The following is a 19,726-nucleotide window of genomic DNA, read 5'->3' as shown; positions in this document are numbered from 1 at the left end:
GCCCGGCTACGCCTTGAAGCCCCGGTGCAGCGCGACGATGCCGCCGGTGAGGTTGCGCCAGGCCACCTTCGTCCAGCCGGCCTGCTGCAGCTTCGTCGCGAGCTCGGGCTGGTCGGGCCAGGAGCGGATCGACTCGGCGAGGTAGACGTAGGCGTCCGGGTTGCTGCTGACCGCGGAGGCGACCGGCGGCAGGGCGCGCATCAGGTACTCGGTGTAGACCGTGCGGAACGGCGTCCAGGTGGGGGTGGAGAACTCGCAGATGACGATCTTGCCGCCGGGCCTGGTCACCCGCTGCATCTCGGCGAGGGCCGCGTCGGTGTCCTGCACGTTGCGCAGCGCGAAGGAGATGGTGACGGCGTCGAAGGTGCCGTCGGCGAACGGCAGGCGGGTGGCGTCGCCGGCGGTGAGCGCCAGCTCGGGGTGGCGGCGCTTGCCCTCGGCGAGCATGCCGATGGAGAAGTCGCAGGGCACGACCTTGGCCCCGGCCTCCGCGAACGGCAGCGAGGAGGTGCCGGTGCCGGCCCCCAGGTCGAGGATCAGCTGGCCCGGCTCGGCGCCGACCGCGTCGGCCACCGCCCGCCGCCAGGCGCGTGCCTGGCCGAGGGAGAGCACGTCGTTGGTGCGGTCGTACTTCTCCGCGACGTCGTCGAACATGGCGGCGACTTCGTGGGGCTGCTTGTCGAGAGAGGCTCGGGTCACGCCCCCATTGTTCACCCTGGGTGCGACGGCGTGGGAGACGGGTGCGTTTCGGGACGCGGCGTGCCGCCGCCGCGCGCTTCCTTCGCGGCGGAACGGTGTCAGCGCAGGGCCCGCCGGCCGCCCTTGCGGCGGCGCCGGGAGCGCTTGCCGTGGGTGAGCGCGGGCATGCCCTCGGCGGCCAGCACCATCGTCGTGCGCACCCGGGTGCGGCCGGTGCCCGCGGGGTGGCTGCGGCGGTGGCGGACGATGCGGGCCAGGCAGAGCACGAGGCAGAGCAGGGCGACGGGCACGCTGATCCGGGCCAGGGTGATGCCGACGGGCTGCGGGTAGCGCTTGCCGCAGACCCGGACGGCGCCCGGGTCGTCGGCGGCGTGCTCCAGGCAGACGGGGTCGCCGACCGCGGCGCCGTGCGGCAGCCAGAGGTCGACGGCGGTGAGCCGGCGGCCCTCCGCGGTGTAGCCGACCTGGCTGTAGCTGCCGCTGCCGCCGGGGAGCTGGGTGACGGTGCCCTCGACGCGGACGGGGTTGGCGGTGATCCGGTCGGCCTGGTCGGCCTGGCGCCAGCCGAGCAGGCACATGCCGAGGGCCAGCACGGCACTGAGCACCGCCGCGAGGTACCAGCCTCGGCCCAGCCGCTTGGCGGGCGGGAGGGGAGCGGTGGCGGGTGGCATCGTTCCTGTCCTGGCTGCCGGACACGGGCCCCGGTGTGGGCCCGGTGGTGAGGGGGCCGCTCGGACTCGCGTCTGAGTGACTGTCCGGGATCGTAGCCGCTGGCGGTGCCTCAGGTCACGGCGGGAGGTGAGGGGTTTGTGCGGGCGTGCGCGGCGCCACGTGCCCGGCGGTGCCGGGGCGGGGTCAGCGGCGCCGGTACTGCAGCCGCCCGGCGAGGACGGTCGCCAGGCAGCAGGAGGCGCCGGACGCCTCCAGGGCGGCCGCCGAGGCGGCGGCGAAGACGGCCAGGTCGGCGGGGCCGCCGACGGTCAGCGGGCGGTGCACGGCGGCGGCGAGGGTGCGGCCGGCGAGCGGGTCGAGCCCGCCCTCGGCGCCGTCGCCGGGCAGCACGGAGAGCCCGGAGCGGGTGACGGCGGTCCGCACCGCGGGGTGGGTGAACGGCCCGGCGACGGCGGTCGTGCCGTGTGCGAGCATGCGCTGGAGTCCGCGCCGGGCGGAGCCGCCCCGCCGGTCGTCCGGTACGTCCAGGGCGAGCGGTGCCTCGCCGAGGCCGTCCCGCGGGTCGGGGTGGTAGCGGTGTTCGAGCAGCCACCCGGCGGCGGGGTTGAGCAGGCCGGGGGTGAGGACGCCCGGCCACTCCCGGACGCGGGCGCCGCTGTCGGCGAGCCCGGGGTACGGGCCCAGCGCGGCCACCCGGCCGCCGTCGACGAGCACCGCGCCGTCGGGCACCGGCGGGACGTCCGGGTCGGCCGGGTCCGCGAGCAGCAGGGCGGCGCGGTGCAGCGTCAGCATCGGGTCGCCGGATCAGGTCGCCGAGAGGATCTTCAGCTCCGGGTGCGCGGTGCCGCCCTCGATGGCGGTGGAGGCGATGTGCGAGGCGACGCGCGGGTCGACCGGGTCGTTCGCCGGGTCGTCGAGGACGCGCAGGTGCTCGTAGGTGGTGGCGCGCTGTGCGGGGGTGCGGCCGGCCGCGCGGATCAGGTGGATCAGCTCGGTGAGGTTGGAGCGGTGCTTGGCCCCGGCGGCGGAGACGACGTTCTCCTCCAGCATGACCGAGCCGAGGTCGTCGGCGCCGTAGTGCAGGGAGAGCTGGCCGGCCTCCTTGCCGGTGGTCAGCCAGGAGCCCTGGATGTGGGCGACGTTGTCGAGGAAGAGCCGCGCGACGGCGATCATGCGCAGGTACTCGAAGACGGTGGCCTGGGTGGAGCCCTTGAGGTGGTTGTTCTGCGGCTGGTACGTGTACGGGATGAACGCGCGGAAGCCGCCGGTGCGGTCCTGCACGTCGCGGATCATCCGGAGGTGCTCGATCCGCTCGGCGTTGGTCTCGCCGGTGCCCATGAGCATGGTGGAGGTGGACTCCACGCCGAGGCCGTGCGCGGCCTCCATGATCTCCAGCCAGCGCTCGCCCGACTCCTTGAGCGGGGCGATGGCCTTGCGGGGCCGCTCCGGCAGGAGTTCGGCGCCGGCGCCGGCGAAGGAGTCCAGGCCGGCCGCGTGGATGCGGGAGATGGCCTCCTCGATCGTCACGCCGGAGATCCGCGCCATGTGCTCGACCTCGGAGGCGCCCAGCGAGTGGATCACCAGCTGCGGGAACTCCGCCTTGATCGCGGAGAACGCCCGCTCGTAGTACTCGACGCCGTAGTCGGGGTGGTGCCCGCCCTGGAACATGATCTGGGTGCCGCCCAGTTCGACGGTCTCCGCGCAGCGGCGCAGGATCTCGTCGAGGTCGCGCGACCAGCCCTTGTCGCTCTTCGGGGCCACGTAGAACGCGCAGAACTTGCACGCCGTCACGCAGACGTTCGTGTAGTTGATGTTCCGCTCGATGATGTACGTCGCGATGTGCTCGACGCCCGCGTAGCGGCGGCGGCGCACCGCGTCGGCGGCGGAGCCCAGCGCGTGCAGCGGCGCGGAGCGGTACAGCTCCAGCGCCTCCTCGGGGGTGATCCGGCCGCCGGCGGCCGCACGGTCGAGGACGGCCTGCAGGTCGGCGGCGGGGGCATCCTGGGCCGAGGCGGGGGTGGGGGCGCCCCCGGCCGAAGGCTGGGGAAGGGTCTGCTCGGACACCTGGCGGGCCTTCTTTCTGTCCAACGTCGGGTCGCCTCGGCCGGAGCCGGGACGTCCGGCCGGTATGACCGAACCAGCCTACGCCAGCCGGTTTCCGCGGCCGGTCACCCCTGCCTGGCGAGGTCGCCGGACGGGTCGGAGCCCAGCGGCGCCTCGCTGACCTGCAGGTGCAGCGTGCGCGACGACGCCAGCCGGTAGGCCTGCTTCTCGGGAACCCCGGTGCAGCCGGGGTCGGTGCCCACGGCCTTCTCCTGCAGTTCGATGCTCTCCGGTCCGACCGAGAGCAGCGTCAGCTCGCCGCGGCACACGGTGCCGTCGGTGGCGGAGGTGTTGGAGGTCGTGCCGACCTTCTGGCCGACCCGTCCGGCTGTGAACTCCACCTCGAAGGTGCTGGGCAGCGGGATGATCCGGGTGGTGATGGTGCCCCGCCAGGTGCCGAGGTACGCCGCCGGGAGGGCGTCGCCACCGCCGGACGGGCCCGGGGAGCCCGCGCCGCTGCCGGACGGACCGGCGGACGGCGAGGCCGGGCCCGAGGTGCCGGGCACGGCCGGGGAGGACGCGCCGGGGCTCGCGCCGTCCTGGCTCCGGGCGCCACCGTCGCGGTCCCAGGGGGACGTCCACCACAGCACGGTGCCCGTCGCCAGGACGGCGGCGGCGAGGACGGCGGCGAGGACGCCCCGGCGGGCGCGGGCGGGCCCGCCGGTCGGCGAGGACGGAGCGGTAGGGGCGGACGGAGTGACGTAGGCGGGCGGAGCGGTGTGGGCGGGGGGTGCGGCGTAGGCGGGCGGGGCGGGCGGGGGTGCCGGCTGTGCGACCTCGGTGGGTGAGCGGTCCCACTGCTGCGGCGCACCGGCGGGCGGGCCGTACGGTGCGGCGCCGTGCGCCTCCAGGTCCAGGAGCTCCACGGCGCTGCGCGCCACCGCCGCGGAGACGGCCGGCGGCAGCCACTCCCCCGTGGCGGGCGGCACGGCGCCGGGCGCCAGCAGCGCCCGCAGCTCGGCCGGGCCGGGCCGGGCCGCCGGGTCCTTGGCCAGGCAGGCCGCGACAACGCCGCGCAGCGGGCCGGACAGTCCGGCGAGGTCGGGCTCCTCGTGGAGCACCCGGTAGAGCAGCACGGCGGCGCTGACGCCCTCGCCGAAGGGGGCGGTGCCGGTGGCGGCGAAGGCCAGCACCGCGCCGAGCGAGAAGACGTCGCCGGCCGGGCCCGCCTGCTCGCCGGCGGCCTGCTCGGGCGAGAGGTAGCCGGGCGAGCCGACCACGTAGCCGGAGCGGGTGAGCGCGGTGGCGGCGTCGAGGGCGCGGGCGATGCCGAAGTCGATGAGGCGCGGCCCGTCGAGGGCCAGCAGCACGTTCGACGGCTTGACGTCGCGGTGCACCAGGCCGAGGCCGTGCACCTGCTGGAGCGCCTCGGCGAGGGCCGCGCCGAGCGTGTGCACGACCGGGACGGGCAGCGGGCCGTGGCGGCGGACGGCGGCGTCGAGGGAGGGCCCGGCGACGTAGCCGGAGGCCACCCAGGGCTGTTCGCCCTCGGTGTCGGCGTCGAGCACGGGGGCGGTCCAGCGTCCGCCGACCAGCCGGGCGGCGGCCACCTCCTGGCGGAACCTCGCCCGGAACTCGTGGTCGTCGGCGAGTTCGCCGCGGACGACCTTCACGGCGACCGTCCGGCCGCCTGCGGTGCGCCCGAGGTAGACGCGTCCCATGCCGCCCGCGCCGAGCCTGCGCAGCAGCAGGTAGGCGCCGATCCGTGCCGGATCCGACCCGCCCAGTGGTTCCATCGCCCCGCCTCCCGCACCGGGGCCCGGCTCCGCGCCCCCGCGCGGGACAGTACTACCCGTCGGCGACGCCCGGGTGGTGATGCCGCGGCGCGGTGCGTCGGCGCGCGGGCGCACCACGGACGGCGGACGGCCCGGCAGCCGGAGCGGCGGACGGCCGACGGCGGGTCAGCCCGAGCGGCGGACGGCCGACGGCGGGTCAGCCGACGACGGGCACCGGCTCCAGGAGGCGGACGGAGACGTCCGGGGCGAAGCCGGTGTCGTGGGCGACGCGGCGGGCGAACTCCGCGATGCCGGCGAGCTGGCGCGTGCCGAGCGAGTAGTCGAGCGCCTCGGTGAAGTAGCGCTCCAGCAGCGGCGCGTCGAAGGACTCCCAGCGGGCGGCCTGTTCGGCGACCTTCGCGGCCTCGTCGATGGAGAGGTCGCGGGACTCCAGGAAGGCGCGGTGCACGGCGGCGACCGTCTCCGGGTGCTGTGCGGCGTAGTCGCGGCGGGCGGCCCAGACGGCGAAGACGAAGGGGAGGCCCGTCCATTCCTTCCACAGCGCGCCGAGGTCGTGCACGTCGAGGCCCTGGTCGGGGGCCTGTTCGAGGGAGGCGCGCAGGGCGGGATCCCCGATGAGCACGGCGGCGTCGGCGTGCTCCAGCATCGCGTCGAGGTCGGGCGGACAGGAGAAGTACTCCGGCCGGACGCCTTCGCGCTCCTCCAGGAGGAGGCGGGCGAGGCGGACGGAGGTGCGGCTGGTGGAGCCGAGCGCCACGGGCCGGCCGTCGAGTTCGGCGAGCGGCACCTTGCTGACGATGACGCAGGACATCACCGGGCCGTCGCTGCCGACCGCGATGTCGGGGAGCAGGACGAGCTCGTCGGCGTGCCGCAGGTACTCGACGCAGGTGATCGGGCCGATGTCGAGCAGGCCGGCGACCAACTGGTCGCTGAGCTTCTCCGGGGTGTCCTTGGTGAGGTCGAGGTCGAGGAGGTTGCCGGTCCGGGCAAGGCCCCAGTAGAGGGGCAGACAGTTGAGGAACTGAATATGTCCGACCCGGGGCTTCACTGCCACCGAGCTGCTCGCATCCCGACCCGCCACCGCGTGCTCCCTCTGCCGTTCGTACTCTCCCCGGCAGCGTATGCCTGCCTCAGCGGGGTGCCGACACCAGGCGTGCGACACACCGGTGCGGCCCTCCGGTCACCCCTGGTCGGGGCCGCCCCCGCGTGCTACCGTCTCCCTCAGTTGCAGTTTGATTCCCCTTGCAGTACTTGAAGCCTGCGGAGCATGTAACCGCGGGCTTTTTGTAGTTTTTCAGCAGTTACAGCATCAATTGAGCATTGATTGAGCACTGTGCGAAAAACTCCGGGCCCGGACCGGAGGCAGGGCGATCAGCGCAGCGGACCGGCGGTCACGCGGTGTGGCCTCCAATACGTCCCTCGCAAGGAGAACGGCATGGCTCAGGGAACCGTCAAGTGGTTCAACGCTGAGAAGGGCTTCGGCTTCATCGCCCAGGAGGGTGGCGGCCCCGACGTCTTCGTCCACTACTCCGCCATCAACGCGAACGGCTTCCGCTCGCTGGAGGAGAACCAGGCGGTCACCTTCGACGTCACGCAGGGCCCGAAGGGTCCGCAGGCGGAGAACGTCACCGCTGTCTGACCATCCTCTGATGATCTGATCGCTCGGGACCCCTTCGGGTCCGCCGGCGGCCACCCGGCCGCCACCAGAGCACGACGAGCAGTACCAAGGGGGCTCGCCACTGTCGTGGCGGGCCCCCTGCCTGTGCCCACCGCTCCCGGCCGGTCGGTACACGACCGGACGGTCGCCGGGAGTGACGGTCGACCCGTTGTCGATTCGTGACCGGATGATTCGCCCCCGATACGAAACTGCCGGGCCCGCCCGAGCGTCTAACGGGGGGAAGTCGGCGAAGGAGTGGGCAGTGAAGCGGGCGGCAGGCAGGGTTGTGGCAGCGGCGGTGCTCGGCGGGGCGCTCGCCCTGACCACCGCGTGCAGCGGTGGTGGCGGTGGTGGCTCGTCCACGGACGGGCCGAAGAAGGCGGAGCAGAAGAAGTCCGCCGCCGTGGTGAGCGTCGAGCCGGCCAACGGCGCCACGCAGGTCAAGCCGAAGGGTGTGCTCAAGGTCGCCGTGGCGAACGGCAAGCTCACCACCGTGACGGTGACCGGCAAGGACGGCAAGGCCGTGCCCGGCACGATCTCCGCCGACGGCCTCGGCTGGGCGCCCTCGGAGAACCTCTCGGTCTCCACCGAGTACAAGGTCACCGCACAGGCCGCGGACGCCGCGGGCCTGGCCACGACCACCGAGAGCACCTTCACCACGCTCACGCCCGCCAAGGGCGCCAGCCCGTACGACAACGTCGCCGACGGCCAGACGTACGGCGTCGGCATGATCGTCTCGCTGAACTTCAAGAAGTCCGTCACGGACAAGGCCTCGGTCGAGAAGGCCGTCACGTTCGAGACGTCCGACGGATCCGTCGTGAAGCCGCACTGGTTCAACGCCACCAGGGTCGACTTCCGGCCGGAGAAGTTCTGGACGCCGAACACCAAGGTGACCGTGCACTACCGGCTGAAGAGCGTCGAGACCTCCCCCGGCGTCTACGGCGAGGTCGACAGCGACCAGACCTTCACCGTCGGGCGCTCCCGCATCGCGGTCGCGGACGCGAAGAGCCACCAGATGGTGGTGAAGGAGGACGGCAAGCCCGACGCGACGATCCCGATCAGCGCCGGGGCCACCTCGCCCGCCTCGCAGAACACCTTCAACGGCACGATGGTGATCATGGCGAAGGAGGGGACGACCGTCATGGACTCCTCCACCGTGGTCAACCACGAGGGCCCGGACTACAAGGTCGAGATGCCGCACGCCCTGCGTCTCACCCCCACCGGCACCTACGTGCACGGCAAGTACGCCCCGGGTGTCTTCGGCCACACCAACACCAGCCACGGCTGCATCGGCCTGGAGGACACCTCCGCGAAGGACGGCTCCCCGGGCTCGTCGGCCGGCCGCTTCTACGACTCCGCGATGGTCGGCGACGTGGTGACCGTCCAGAACTCGGTCGGCCAGCAGGTCCGCCCGGACAACGGCATGAGCGGCTGGAACGTCGCCTGGGACAAGTGGTGACCCGCTAGGCCCTGACGGGTACGGCGTCGGGGCGGTCACCCGGGAGCACCTCCCGGGCGACCGCCCCGACGCTTTTCCGCACCGCACCGCACCTCGACCCACCCGGCGCGAGGCACGGCGCGGAGACCGGTGGGCGACCGCCGTCGCACGGGCGGCGCCCCCCGGGCGTCATGGCGAGGACGTCACCGCACGGACGTCACCGCACGGACGTCACCACGCCGACGGGGCCGGCGGCACGACGACCGGCGGGCGGTCGTCGCAGGTGATGGTGTTGGGCAGCTCCCACGAGGCCAGCCAGGGGCCGGTGGTGCCGCCGCCGTCGTTGCCGCCGAGGTCGGTCAGGGAGAACTCCGAGCCGGCCGGGGTGAAGTGGAAGGTGCCGCAGTTGTTGACGCCGACGGCGCCGACGTTGCGGGCGTCCACGTTCTCGAAGGTCGCGGAGCCCGCGACGCGGGCGCTGAGCACCGAGGTACCGGTGCCGTCGACCTTGATGTCCTTGAAGTGGAGGTCGGTGACGGAGTAGAGGTCCTTCACCGGCCAGTCCGCGACCAGCATCATCGCGTTGTAGGTGCTGTCGAGGAAGGTGTCGCCCGTCACCCGGATGTCGGCGTCGATGTTCTTCTCCAGCGCGTAGAACCAGATCGCGCCGAGGCCGATGTTCCAGTTGAGCTCGTACGTGCCGGCCCGGACGGTGGTGTTGTCCGTGATCCACAGGTGGCCGGTGAACGGCTCGGCGCCGAAGCGGGATCCGACGTGGATCGCGCTGCCCTCGCGGACCGGGTCGGCGATCAGGTTGTTCGAGACCGTGTTGTCGGTGCCGCCGTAGATCGCGATGCCGTTCGCCAGCACCGGCGACTGCACGGTGTTGTGGTCGAAGGTGTTGCGGGCGTCCTGGGTCTTCTCGGCCCACATCGCGAGGCCGTCGTCGCCCGAGTTGCGGACGAGGTTGTTCCGGACGACCGAGTCGGTCACGCCGGTGTGGAAGTTCAGGCCGTCCGCGATCTGGTCGGTGATGACGTTGTTCGTCGCGGTGAAGTTCTTCATCGGGCCGTCGAACCACATGCCCACCTTGGTGTGGTGGATGTAGAGGCCGTCGACGGACGAGTCGCTGAGCGAGCCGCCGATGCCGTTCACCTGGTCGGTGTCGATGCGCTCGCGGACGTCGCCCTCGATCGCGAAACCGGAGAGGTGGACGTTGCGGCTGCCACCCTCGGCGGCGGTCTTCCCGTAGAAGCCGACGCCGGTGTGCACCGAGCCGTCCGCCGCCGGGGTGGCGAGCGTGACCTGGTGGCCCTTGACGACGGTGTACCAGCTGCCCGCGCCCTCGATCGTCACGTCGTCGACGACGATGTGACGGTTCACCTGGTACGTGCCCGGCGGGATGTACACCTTGAGGTGGGCGCGCTTCGCGAAGGCCACGGCCTTGTCGAAGGCGTCCGCGGAGTCCCGCTTGCCGAACGGGTCGGCGCCGAACGCCAGCACGTTCGCGGCGGCCAGCTCGACGTGCGGCGCACCGACGAGCTGCGAGTCGAGCAGGTCGACGGCCGTCCACGCGGCGGCGGAGCCGGCCGGCACCGAGAGGCGGACCTTGTCGCCGGCCTTGTACGTCCGGCCGAGCAGCAGGCGCTGCTCGTCGTAGAAGTGGTTCTGCCGGAACGGCTTGGTGATCTGCGGGGTGGGGGTGGTCGCGCTCGGCACGCAGCCGCACTCGGTGATCCACCAGTCGGAGTGCAGCAGGTCGGCGCCGGGGTCGTTGGTGAACGGGTACTGGTTGTACAGCCAGGAGTACTGCGAGGTCAGCGTCATGGTGCTGCGGTTCTTGCCGTTCACCGTGACGTCGAGCGGCGCGGTGATGCCGCCGCCGTTCGGCGCGTCCGGGATGCTGTACCGCACGGTGATCGCGTTGGCCGCGGCCGGCAGGGTGAACTCGACGTACTGGCCGGGGGCCAGCTTGACCGCGGACCGGCCGGAGGCCTCCGCGGGCAGCGTGTAGGCGGTGCGGTCGGGAGCGAGGACGGTGCCGTTCGTCGCGGCGTTCTCCGCTTCCTGCTCGGCGATGCCGAGCTCGGCGCCGCGGCCCGCGACGAGCGAGGGGGCGAGGCCGGCGCGCGTCACCACGGCGGCGGAGGCGCCGGCCGGGGAGGTGCCGGCGAAGGCCGTGCCGGTGAGACCGGCGGCAGCGGTCACCGCGGCGAGCGCCGTCGCCGCGCCGCGCAGAGGCAGACCCGACCGTCTCGCTGCAGCTCCTGTGATGCTCCGTGACATCGGATGCTCGTTTCTCTCAAGGTGGCACTGAGGACGCCTCGCGGCGGAGCGGACGCCGGGGAGTCACGTGACAGTAGGACGCACGGAGCCCGCCCCACAAGGCTTGTGCAAGATATTTTCGCGACTTTGCTCAGTAGATCCGGCCATCAAGTCGATTCTTGCGCCCGCCTGTTCGCCCGGCCCACCGGCCCCGGACATGCCGCAGCCCCTCCCCCGGACACCGGGGAAGGGGCTGCGGAACGGACCGTGCGTCAGGCCGCGGCACCCACCGGCCCGGCGGCCGGGGTGTCGGCGTCGGCCGGCCCGGCGAGCAGGTCACCGGTAGGCGCGTTGTACGCGACGAGGTCGAGCGTCTTCTCGCGGGCCGCGACGATCACCGGCACGACGACCTGCCCGGCGACGTTGGTGGCGGTGCGCACCATGTCGAGGATCGGGTCGATCGCGAGCAGCAGGCCCACGCCCTCCAGCGGCAGGCCGACGGTGGAGAGGGTGAGGGTCAGCATGACGATCGCGCCGGTGAGGCCGGCGGTGGCCGCCGAACCGATCACGGAGACGAAGGCGATCAGCAGGTAGTCGCCGATGCCGAGGTCGACGCCGTACACCTGGGCGACAAAGATCGCGGCGAGCGCGGGGTAGATCGCGGCGCAGCCGTCCATCTTGGTGGTCGCCCCGAACGGGACGGCGAAGTCGGCGTACTCGCGGGGGACGCCGAGGCGGCCGGTGACGCGGCGGGTGACGGGGAGGGTGCCGACGGAGGAGCGGGAGACGAAGGCCAGCTGGATCGCGGGCCAGGCGCCGCGGAAGAAGTGGAGCGGGTTGAGGCCGGCGGCGAAGCGCAGGAGCAGCGAGTAGACGCCGAACAGCACGATCGCGCAGCCGATGTAGACGTCGGCGGTGAGGGTGGCGAACGGCTTGAGGAGGTCCCAGCCGTAGACGGCGACGGACTTGCCGATCAGGCCGAGGGTGCCGAGCGGGGCGAGCCGGATGACCCACCAGAGGGCCGTCTGCGTGAGGTCGAGGACGGACTCGGCGAGGCGGCGGACGGGGGCGGCCTTCTCGCCGGTCTTCAGGACGGCGGCGCCGGCGACGATGCCGAGGAAGACGATCTGGAGGACGTTGACCTCGACGAACGCGGTGGCGATGTTGGTCGGGACGATGCCGGTGAGGAAGTCGACCCAGCTGCCGGCCTTCTCGGGGGCCTCCAGGCCCTGGGTGGAGAGGCCCGCGCCCTTGCCGGGGTCGGTGAGCAGGCCGAGGACGAGGCCGACGGCGACGGCGATCAGCGAGGTGATGAGGAACCAGAGCAGGGTGCGGGCGGCCAGGCGGGCGGCGTTGGTGACGTTCCGCAGGTTGGCGACGCTGACGAGGATCGCGGTGAAGACGAGGGGCGGCACGGCCAGCTTGAGGAGCTGGACGAAGGTCTTGCCGACGGTCTCCAGGGTGGTGGCGAGCCAGGCGACGTCGTAGGTGCGGGCGATGCCGCCGAGGATCAGGCCGAGGGCCAGGCCGCCGACGATCTGGGCCCAGAACGGGGTGCGGCGGATCGTGGCGAGGAGGCCGGGGGTGGGCTCGGCACTGGGCGCGGTGGGCGCGGTGGGCATGGTGGTGCTCCGGGTGTGGCAGGCGGGTGGCAGGCAGGTGGTGGGGAGAGCGGCGGGCCGGGACGGCGGGCGGGGCGGCACGCGCGGGCCGGGCGCGCCGTGGGGCGCGCTGCGGGGCCGGGCTCAGGAGTGGCGTGCCGCCCGGGGACAGCCGCAGACGCGGCAGGCGCGGCGGCCCGGGAGCGGGCGGGCGGCGGCCCGCGGCAGGCGCGGGCGGCAGGGGGCGAGCGGGGTGCTCGTCCCGTGCTGGTGCGCGGCGCCTGGCGTGGTCATGGGCTGGAGATTAGCAGTAAACATTTGAGATGTTCAAAGTTGTTGTTTGAATTGCGGGCACGAACCAGCCGCCCCCGGAGCGGGAGCCGTTTGACGGGCAGGCTGGTTATACGTATAACTCCCACCATGGGCTATCTCGCGCTGCTCCGCGCCCCGCACGTCACCCGGCTGCTCCTCGGCACCCTGCTCGGCAGGCTGCCCGCCGGCATGACCGGCCTGGTGATCGCGCTCGCGCTGCGCGAGGCCGGCGCGCCGTACAGCCGGATCGGCGTCGCCACCGCCGCGTACGCGATCGCCGCGGCGGTGGGCGGGCCCGTGCTCGGGCGCCTCGTCGACCGCACCGGCCAGCCGCGGGTGCTGCTCGTCACCGCCGCCGTCGCCGGCCTCGGCTACGCCCTGCTGGCCCTCGCCCCCGGCTCGGCCCTGGCCGCGCCGGTCGGTGCCGCCCTGGCCGGTCTCGCGATGCCCCCGCTGGAGCCGTGCCTGCGGGCGCTCTGGCCGTCCGTGGTCCGCGACGAACAGCTCGACACCGCCTACGCCTTCGACTCCGCCTCGCAGCAGGTCCTGTACGTCGCCGGGCCGCTGGCGGTGGCGGGCATCGCGGCCGGCCCCGGCCCGGCCGCCGCCCTGTGGACGGCGGCCGGGCTCGGTCTGCTCGGCTCGCTCGTGGTCGCGACGGCCGCCCCGGCCCGGGCCTGGCGGGCGCCCGCGCGGGGCGCGTCGTCCGGGCTGCTCGGCCCGCTCCGCTCCCGCGGCCTGGTGCTGCTGCTGGTCGGTCTGGCCGGGGCCGGCTGGACGGTCGGCGCACAGAGCGTGCTCTTCATCGCCTACGCCGAGCGGCACCCGGGCGCCCTGCCCGGCGGCGCCGGCCTGATGCTCGCACTGGCGGCGCTCGGCGGGCTCGTCGGCGCGCTCGGCTACGGCGCGGTGCGCTGGCGCAGCGGCACGGCGACCCGCACCTGGGTGATCGCCCTGCTGATGGCCGTCTCCTACCTGCCGCTGCTGTGGCTGCCGGGCCCGTACGCGATGGCGGGGCTGTCGCTGCTGTCGGGCATCGGGCTGGCTCCGCTGCTGGCGGCGGCGTTCGTGCTGATCGCGGAGCTCGCGCCGGCGGGCACCGTGACGGAGGCGTTCGCCTGGCTGGTCACGCTGTTCGCGACGGGCAACGCGGCCGGGTACGCGGTGTCCGGGCTCCTGGTGGAGGGGTCGCTGTTCGCGGTCGCGGTCTGTGCGGCGGCGGGGATCGGCGTGGGCGGGCTGCTGCTGTTCGCCTGCCGCGGGTGGTTCCGGACGGCCGTACGTCCTGCCGTCGCGGGGCTCGCCGCGGCGGCCTGACCGCCGGGGCCGGGCCCGCGGCGCAACGCCGTGCGGTTCAGTCGGCGGGCCGGGTGGAGGCGCGCAGCACCAGGCGGGTCGGCAGCGGTGGCACGGGCACGGCGGGTTCGCCGGCGAGGAGGGCCGCGAGGGCGGTGACGCCGGTGCGGCCGAGTTCCTCACCGGGCAGGTCGACGGTGGTGAGGGGCGGTGCGAGCAGGCCGGCGACCGGGATGTTGTCGATGCCGACGACGGAGACGTCCGCCGGGATGCGCAGGCCGAGGTCGGCCGCGGCCTGGTAGAGGCCGGAGGCCACCACGTCGTCGTCGCAGACGACGGCGGTCGGGCGGTCGGGGCGGGCGAGGAGGCTGCGGGCCGCCTCGCGGGCCGCCGGTACGCCCTCGTTGAGGCGGACGCCGACCTCGACGACGTCGAGTCCGGCGGCGGCGGCCTCGAAGCCGGCCTGCCGGATGCGGAAGGTGTGGGCGGAGAGCGTGGCGCGCAGGTGGCCGATGCGCCGGTGGCCGAGGGCCGCGAGGTGGCGGACGGCGTCGCCCATGCCGCCGGCGACGTCGAGTTCGACGGTGGGGCGGCCCGGGTTGCGGGCCGGGTCTGCGTCGAGGAGGACGGCGGGGGTGGCGGCGGGCAGGTCGCCGAGCTGGCTGTCGTCCGGCGAGCAGATCAGCAGGCCGTCGAAGCGTCCGGCGACGGCGGCGTCGGCGAGGGTGGCGCTGTCCCAGCCGGAGCTGACGACGACGGCGAGGCCGCGCCGTCCGGCCTCCGCGTGGACTCCGGAGTGCACCCGGCCGAAGAACGGGCCGAGCAGGTTGGGCACGGCGAGCATCACCATGCCGCTGCGGCCGAGGCGGAGCTGGCGGCCGGCGGCCTGCGGGCGGTAGCCGAGGGTGCGGGCGGCCTCGCGGACGCGCTCGCGGGTGGCCCCGGAGACCCGGTGGCCGGCCTCGGACCCGGAGAAGACCAGGGAGACGGTGGCCTGCGAGACGCCGGCCAGCCGGGCCACGTCCCGCCCGGTGGGGCGGCGCGGCGGCGCGGGGTCGGCCAAGGTCAGTCCTGCCGGGCGACGGCGGCGCGGGCGGCGTCGTCCGCGGCGTCCTCCTCGGCGTTCCGGGCGGCGATCCGCTGTGCGGTGCGGTCGCGCAGGCCCCCGACCTTGCCAGCGATCTGCTCGGACATCGCGTCACGCTGCCTGCTGAGCACGACGTAGCTGATCGGGGCCGAGACCAGGCCCGCGACGAGCACCAGGAAGATCACGCCGGAGGCGCCGCCGACGGGGATGACCCCGAAGTGCCCGAGCAGCAGGGCCAGGAGCAGGCAGCCGAGGAAGATGCTGGCCCGCAGGGAGGTGTAGCGGAGCGTGGCGTGCGACGTGCGGCTGCTCACGGGTGGCGTCCTTCACTGCTCGGGTACGGCGGTTGCGGCGGAACGGCGGTCATGGGGCGTGCCGGCCGGGCCGCCGGGTGCGGGCGGCGCCGGTCTCCCAGTGAAGCATGCCGTGCGGCGGCGTCCGCACGGGGCTCAGCGGAGGTCGAGCCACATGGTGACGTCGTCGCGGTCGTCGCCCGGGGCGACCCGGATCGCGCCCGGCACCCGGCCCGTCTCGGTGTAGCCGCACCGGCCGTAGAACGTCTCCAGGCCGAGGCCGCCGCGCAGGGTGAGCTTGAGGCCGGCGAGGCCCCAGGTGCGGGCGGTGCGGGCGGCCTCGGCGAGGAGTTCGGCGCCGTATCCGCGGCCCTGGAAGGCGGGGTGGACCATGACGCGCTTCAGGAGGCGCCAGTGGTCCATGAGGTCGAAGCGCAGGGAGGTGAGGAAGAGGACGGCGGCGAGCCGGCCGTCCTGCGGGTCGCGGCCGACGAGGAGGTGGTCCGGGCCGTGCGGGGCGAGGCCCTCGAACTCCTCGTCGGCGGTGGTGCGGACGCGGTCCGCGGTGACGGGGGCGACGAAGCCGACGGCCCCGCCCGCGTTGGTGACGTCCGTCCACAGGTCGACGATCTCGGCGCGGAGCCCGGGGGTGAGGTCCGGGTCCAGGGTGAAGGCCAGTGTCATGGTCGACAACGCTACCCGGCCCTTACGGCCACCGTGATCGGGGCTGTCACGGAACGGCCACCGCGACGGCCGGGGCGGCACGCCGGCCGCTCAGCGCGAGGCACAGCACGACGGCGACGGCGCACAGCCCGCCGGCCGCGTACCAGGCGAGGTCGTAGTCGCCGAAGCGGTCACGGGCCAGGCCCGCCAGGCCCGCCACCACGGCCGCACCGATCTGGTGCGCCGCGAGCACCCAGCCGAAGACGATCGGGGCGTCCGCGCCGAAGTGCCGGCGGCAGAGCGCGACGGTCGGCGGCACGGTGGCCACCCAGTCGAGCCCGTAGAAGACGACGAACGCGAGGATCGGCGGCTGCAGCGAGTGCCCGAAGAGCTGCGGCAGGAAGAGCAGCGACAGGCCCCGCAGCGCGTAGTAGACGACGAGCAGCCGCCGGGAGTCGAAGCGGTCGGTGAACCAGCCGCTGGCGACGGTGCCCACCACGTCGAACACCCCGACCAGCGCCAGCAGGCTCGCCCCGGTGGTGACCGGCATGCCGTGGTCGTGCGCGGCGGGGATGAAGTGCGTGCCGACCAGCCCCGCGGTGGTGGCGCCGCAGATCGCGAACGACCCGGCGAGCAGCCAGAACGCCCGGCTGCGCATCGCCACCCGCAGCACCCGCAGGGAGCGGGCCAGCGCACTGCCGTCGGTGACCGGCTCGGGCGGCGCCTCGGTCGCGCCGTACGGGAGCAGGCCGACGTCGGCCGGGCGCTCGCGCATGAGCAGCAGCACGGGCACGGCCACGACGGTCGCCGACAGCGAGACCACGACGACGGCGGTGCGCCAGCCCTGGTGCTCGACGAGGGCGGCGAGCACCGGCATGAAGACGAGGTTGCCGGCCGCGCCGGCCGCGGTGAGCACCCCGGTGACGAGCCCCTGCCGGGCGTGGAACCAGCGGCCGGTGACGGTGGTGGCGAAGGCGCCCGCCATCGAGCCGCTGCCGAGGCCGACGAGCACGCCCCAGCAGAGGATCAGCTGCCAGCTCTCGGTCATCAGCACGGTGAGGCCGGCGCCGACGGATATGGCGAGCAGGGCGCAGACGACGATCAGCCGGATGCCGAAGCGGTCCATCAGGGCGGCGGCGAACGGCGCGGTGAGGCCGTACAGCGTGAGGTTGACCGAGACGGCGCTGCCGATCGTGGCGTGCGACCAGCCGAACTCGCCGTTCAGGGCGTCCATCATCAGGCCGGGGGTGGAGCGGAACCCGGCGGAGCCGAGGAGGACGAGCAGGGCAACGCCGGCCACCACCCAGGCGTAGTGGAGTCGGGGGGCCCTGGTGCCGGCGGGCGGCGCGGTCGTGCGGCTGGTCAGATCGGTCACCGGTCGAGTGTCCCGGAGTGCCGGCGGCCCGACGAGTGGCCGGACCGCCAGCTTTCGTCAGGATCGGGCCATGGGGGCCCGGCTGCGGCTCACCCGGCGTCGACCCGGCGCAGCCGCCGGATCGGAGCCGCCGCGAGCAGGGCCGCGACCACCAGCACCGCGACCCCTCCGCCGGTCGCCAGGACGGCCCGCGGGCCGAACGCCTCCGCCGCGGGCCCGGCGAGCGCCGCGCCGACGGGCGCCATGCAGACCGAGCCGGCGACCTCGTAGGCGTGGATGCGGTTGAGGACGTCGGGCGCGACCTGGGTCTGCACGCTGGTGGCCCACATGACGCTCCAGAACGTGACGCCCGCGCCGGTGACGAGGAAGCAGCCGGCCAGCACGGGCACGGACAGGCCGAGCACGATGCCCAGCGGGTACAGCGGGAACGCCAGCATGGCCAGCGCCCCGGCGCGCAGCGGCCGCACCGGGCGCAGGCGGATCGCGAGGAGGCCGCCGAGCACGGTGCCCGCCCCGAACGCGCAGTTGAGCAGGCCGTACGCGGTGGAGCCGTGCTCCGGCACGAGCACGCCGGCGGCGAGCGGCAGCAGCGGTCCGAAGCAGAGCGCGCTGAAGAACATGAAGATCACGATGACGCCCCACATCCAGCTGCGGGAGCGGAACTCGTGCCAGCCCTCGACGAGGTTGCGCCACAGCCGGTCGCCGGCCGGGCGGGCGGGGGCCGGGCCGAGGCGCAGGGCGAGCAGGCAGCAGGCGCTCAGCCCGTACGCGACCGCGGCGATCACCATCACCCAGCCGGTGGCCGCGGCCCCGGCGAGCAGGCCGGCGAGGGCGGGGCCGAGCAGGACGGTGAGCGCTTCCGAGGTGCGCAGGACGCCGTTCGCGCCCTGGACGTCGCGCGCGGTCAGCGGCACGGTGGAGGCCGCACCGGGCTGGAACATCGCGGCGGCCGTACCGGCGAGGGCGAGCAGGGTGTACAGCTGCCAGAGCCGGTCGACGCCGGTGAAGAAGACGAACGCCATCGCCACCCGGGTGGCGAGGTTGACCAGGTCGGCGGTGATCATCAGGCGGCGGGCGGTGAAGCGGTCCGCGAGGACGCCGCCGACCAGCACCAGCCCCGCGAACGGGGCGAGCAGGAAGGCCATGGCGTAGCCGACGCTGCCGAGCGGGTGCCCGGCGCCGATCAGACCGGCGGCGACGGCGACGGGGAGCATGGCGTCGCTGAGCAGCCCGGAGCTGCGGGCGGTGAAGTACAGCCGGAAGTTGCGGGTCCAGATGGCGGAGCCGGCGTCGATCGGGGTCGCGGCGGCCTGGGCGGGCGGTGAGATCAGTTCGGGCACGGCAGCAGTTTTGGTCCAGACCACTTGCCCGGGCCAGTGGTTTTCGGGTCACAATGTGGCAGCAACCTGCGGGAACGGAGCGGACGATGGCAGCAGGACCAGCACCCCACCGGGTCGTGGTGCTCGCGCTCGACCGGGTGATCGCCTTCGAACTCGCGATCCCCGCAAGGATCTTCGAATCCGCGAGGGGCCCCGGCGGCACCCCGCTCTACCGGGTCGCCACCTGCACCGTGGACGGCGGCCCGGTCACCACCAGCACGGACTTCCGGATCGTCGTCGACCACGGGCCCGAACTCCTCGCCGAGGCCGACACCGTGGTGATCCCGGCCCAGCGCGACGGCGCCGACGACGTCGTGGCGGGCGTCCTCGACCCGCGGATCACCGCCGCCCTCGCCCGGGTGCGGCCCGGCACCAGGCTGGTGTCGATCTGCACCGGCGCGTTCGTGCTGGCCGCGGCGGGCCTGCTCGACGGCCGCCCGGCGACCACCCACTGGGCGTACACCGAGCGCTTCTCCCGGATGTTCCCGCAGGTGGCGCTCGACCCGGACGTGCTCTTCACCGACGACGGCGACGTCCTCACCTCGGGCGGCGTCGCGGCCGGCGTCGACCTCTGCCTGCACCTGGTGCGCCGCGACCACGGCAGCGCGGTGGCCAACGCCGTCGCCCGCACCTGCCTCGTGCCGCCGTGGCGGGAGGGCGGCCAGAAGCAGTACGTCGGCACGCCGGGCCCCGGGGCACCGGAGACGGGCTCCGGCACCGCGGCCGTCCGCGCCTGGGCGCTGGAGCACCTCGCCGGGCCGCTCCCGCTGAGCGCGCTCGCCGCACGGGCGGGCATGAGCGTGCGCACCTTCACCCGGCGCTTCCGCGAGGAGACGGGCAGCAGCCCCGGCGCCTGGCTGACGGTGCAGCGCACCGAGCTGGCCCGGCAGTTGCTGGAGCAGACCGACCTGTCGATCGAGGAGGTCGCCCGGCGGGCCGGGTTCGGCACCGCGGCGTCGCTGCGCCTGCAGCTGCGGGACCGCCTCGACGTGGCACCGACCGACTACCGGCGCACCTTCCGCACCACGGAGCCGCGCAGCCGTCGGCGGACGCCGGACGGGGCCCCGCCGCGCGCGCCCCGAGCATCGCGCGCCGGGACACCGTCCGGGCTGACGCGCGAGGCCTGAACCCGCGCACCGGCTCTCCGCAC

The 19,726-nt window shown here is 74.2% G+C and carries 17 protein-coding genes; 4 read left to right on the top strand and 13 right to left on the bottom strand.

The genetic code is table 11. The features are described 5' to 3' along the window. Positions 1-6: 6 nt before the first annotated feature. From SNE206_RS04985 to SNE206_RS04960, 6 genes are all read right to left on the bottom strand, one after another. A complete protein-coding gene (locus tag SNE206_RS04985) occupies positions 7-699 on the bottom strand; it encodes a demethylmenaquinone methyltransferase (protein WP_407912114.1) in 693 nt (230 codons plus the stop codon). 98 nt (positions 700-797) lie between these two features. Beyond that, positions 798-1,370: a hypothetical protein gene (locus SNE206_RS04980; RefSeq protein WP_407912113.1), complete on the bottom strand. Its 573-nt coding sequence runs from the start codon at positions 1,368-1,370 to the stop codon at positions 798-800. Positions 1,371-1,554: 184 nt separating this feature from the next. After that, on the bottom strand, positions 1,555-2,163 hold the full coding sequence (locus SNE206_RS04975) for a hypothetical protein (RefSeq protein ID WP_407912112.1): 609 nt from the start codon (positions 2,161-2,163) through the stop codon (positions 1,555-1,557). A 12-nt stretch (positions 2,164-2,175) separates the two neighbouring features. Next, complete coding sequence (gene mqnC, locus SNE206_RS04970; RefSeq protein ID WP_407912229.1) at positions 2,176-3,354, bottom strand: cyclic dehypoxanthinyl futalosine synthase; 1,179 nt, start codon at positions 3,352-3,354, stop codon at positions 2,176-2,178. A 185-nt stretch (positions 3,355-3,539) separates the two neighbouring features. Then, entirely contained in the window at positions 3,540-5,210 is a 1,671-nt protein-coding gene (locus SNE206_RS04965; RefSeq protein ID WP_407912111.1) for a serine/threonine-protein kinase, read from the bottom strand. A 196-nt stretch (positions 5,211-5,406) separates the two neighbouring features. Beyond that, the gene (locus SNE206_RS04960) at positions 5,407-6,264 is read right to left on the bottom strand and encodes a menaquinone biosynthetic enzyme MqnA/MqnD family protein (RefSeq protein WP_407912110.1); all 858 of its coding nucleotides are present in this window, start codon (positions 6,262-6,264) and stop codon (positions 5,407-5,409) included. A gap of 381 nt (positions 6,265-6,645) precedes the next feature. Here SNE206_RS04960 and SNE206_RS04955 point away from each other — a divergent pair, with 381 nt between their 5' ends. Both SNE206_RS04955 and SNE206_RS04950 read left to right on the top strand, forming a co-directional pair. Further along, positions 6,646-6,849, top strand: a complete 204-nt coding sequence (locus SNE206_RS04955; RefSeq protein WP_030287184.1) for a cold-shock protein — start codon at positions 6,646-6,648, stop codon at positions 6,847-6,849. 280 nt (positions 6,850-7,129) lie between these two features. Continuing rightward, positions 7,130-8,326 (top strand): Ig-like domain-containing protein, encoded by a 1,197-nt coding sequence (locus SNE206_RS04950; RefSeq protein WP_407912109.1) that lies wholly within the window; start codon positions 7,130-7,132, stop codon positions 8,324-8,326. 210 nt (positions 8,327-8,536) lie between these two features. On the opposite strand, the gene SNE206_RS04945 is transcribed toward SNE206_RS04950, so the two are convergent. Beyond that, a complete protein-coding gene (locus tag SNE206_RS04945) occupies positions 8,537-10,591 on the bottom strand; it encodes a glycosyl hydrolase family 28-related protein (protein ID WP_407912108.1) in 2,055 nt (684 codons plus the stop codon). A 251-nt stretch (positions 10,592-10,842) separates the two neighbouring features. Further along, complete coding sequence (locus tag SNE206_RS04940) at positions 10,843-12,192, bottom strand: dicarboxylate/amino acid:cation symporter (RefSeq protein ID WP_407912107.1); 1,350 nt, start codon at positions 12,190-12,192, stop codon at positions 10,843-10,845. Between the two features lie 399 nt (positions 12,193-12,591). Here SNE206_RS04940 and SNE206_RS04935 point away from each other — a divergent pair, with 399 nt between their 5' ends. Continuing rightward, complete coding sequence (locus tag SNE206_RS04935; RefSeq protein WP_407912106.1) at positions 12,592-13,800, top strand: MFS transporter; 1,209 nt, start codon at positions 12,592-12,594, stop codon at positions 13,798-13,800. Between the two features lie 37 nt (positions 13,801-13,837). Here the strand turns inward: SNE206_RS04935 and SNE206_RS04930 are convergent, their stop codons facing one another. The 5 genes from SNE206_RS04930 to SNE206_RS04910 all read right to left on the bottom strand — a co-directional run bounded on the left by SNE206_RS04930 (position 13,838) and on the right by SNE206_RS04910 (position 18,537). Next, positions 13,838-14,842: a LacI family DNA-binding transcriptional regulator gene (locus tag SNE206_RS04930; protein ID WP_407912105.1), complete on the bottom strand. Its 1,005-nt coding sequence runs from the start codon at positions 14,840-14,842 to the stop codon at positions 13,838-13,840. 2 nt (positions 14,843-14,844) lie between these two features. After that, positions 14,845-15,180 carry a DUF4229 domain-containing protein gene (locus SNE206_RS04925; RefSeq protein WP_407912104.1) on the bottom strand — a complete coding sequence of 112 codons (336 nt, stop codon included), beginning with the start codon at positions 15,178-15,180 and terminating at the stop codon, positions 14,845-14,847. Positions 15,181-15,315: 135 nt separating this feature from the next. Then, the gene (locus SNE206_RS04920) at positions 15,316-15,843 is read right to left on the bottom strand and encodes an N-acetyltransferase family protein (RefSeq protein WP_407912103.1); all 528 of its coding nucleotides are present in this window, start codon (positions 15,841-15,843) and stop codon (positions 15,316-15,318) included. A gap of 46 nt (positions 15,844-15,889) precedes the next feature. Continuing rightward, on the bottom strand, positions 15,890-17,197 hold the full coding sequence (locus SNE206_RS04915; RefSeq protein ID WP_407912102.1) for an MFS transporter: 1,308 nt from the start codon (positions 17,195-17,197) through the stop codon (positions 15,890-15,892). Positions 17,198-17,286: 89 nt separating this feature from the next. Then, complete coding sequence (locus tag SNE206_RS04910; RefSeq protein WP_407912101.1) at positions 17,287-18,537, bottom strand: MFS transporter; 1,251 nt, start codon at positions 18,535-18,537, stop codon at positions 17,287-17,289. 86 nt (positions 18,538-18,623) lie between these two features. On the opposite strand from SNE206_RS04910, the gene SNE206_RS04905 reads away from it, so the two are divergent. Beyond that, positions 18,624-19,703, top strand: a complete 1,080-nt coding sequence (locus SNE206_RS04905; RefSeq protein WP_407912100.1) for a GlxA family transcriptional regulator — start codon at positions 18,624-18,626, stop codon at positions 19,701-19,703. Positions 19,704-19,726 lie beyond the last annotated feature (23 nt).

The sequence above is a fragment of the Kitasatospora sp. NE20-6 genome (genome assembly GCF_045862635.1).
This window is presented reverse-complemented; position numbering and strand designations above follow the sequence as displayed.

Excerpts from the sequence above, each read along its gene's own strand:
- SNE206_RS04955 (WP_030287184.1), top strand. The coding sequence starts at position 6,646 with ATGGCTCAGGGAACCGTCAAGTGGTTCAACGCTGAGAAGGGCTTCGGC.
- SNE206_RS04980 (WP_407912113.1), bottom strand. The coding sequence starts at position 1,370 with ATGCCACCCGCCACCGCTCCCCTCCCGCCCGCCAAGCGGCTGGGCCGA.
- SNE206_RS04905 (WP_407912100.1), top strand. The coding sequence starts at position 18,624 with ATGGCAGCAGGACCAGCACCCCACCGGGTCGTGGTGCTCGCGCTCGAC.
- SNE206_RS04935 (WP_407912106.1), top strand. The coding sequence starts at position 12,592 with ATGGGCTATCTCGCGCTGCTCCGCGCCCCGCACGTCACCCGGCTGCTC.
- SNE206_RS04940 (WP_407912107.1), bottom strand. The coding sequence starts at position 12,192 with ATGCCCACCGCGCCCACCGCGCCCAGTGCCGAGCCCACCCCCGGCCTC.
- SNE206_RS04975 (WP_407912112.1), bottom strand. The coding sequence starts at position 2,163 with ATGCTGACGCTGCACCGCGCCGCCCTGCTGCTCGCGGACCCGGCCGAC.
- SNE206_RS04965 (WP_407912111.1), bottom strand. The coding sequence starts at position 5,210 with ATGGAACCACTGGGCGGGTCGGATCCGGCACGGATCGGCGCCTACCTG.
- SNE206_RS04945 (WP_407912108.1), bottom strand. The coding sequence starts at position 10,591 with ATGTCACGGAGCATCACAGGAGCTGCAGCGAGACGGTCGGGTCTGCCT.
- SNE206_RS04920 (WP_407912103.1), bottom strand. The coding sequence starts at position 15,843 with ATGACACTGGCCTTCACCCTGGACCCGGACCTCACCCCCGGGCTCCGC.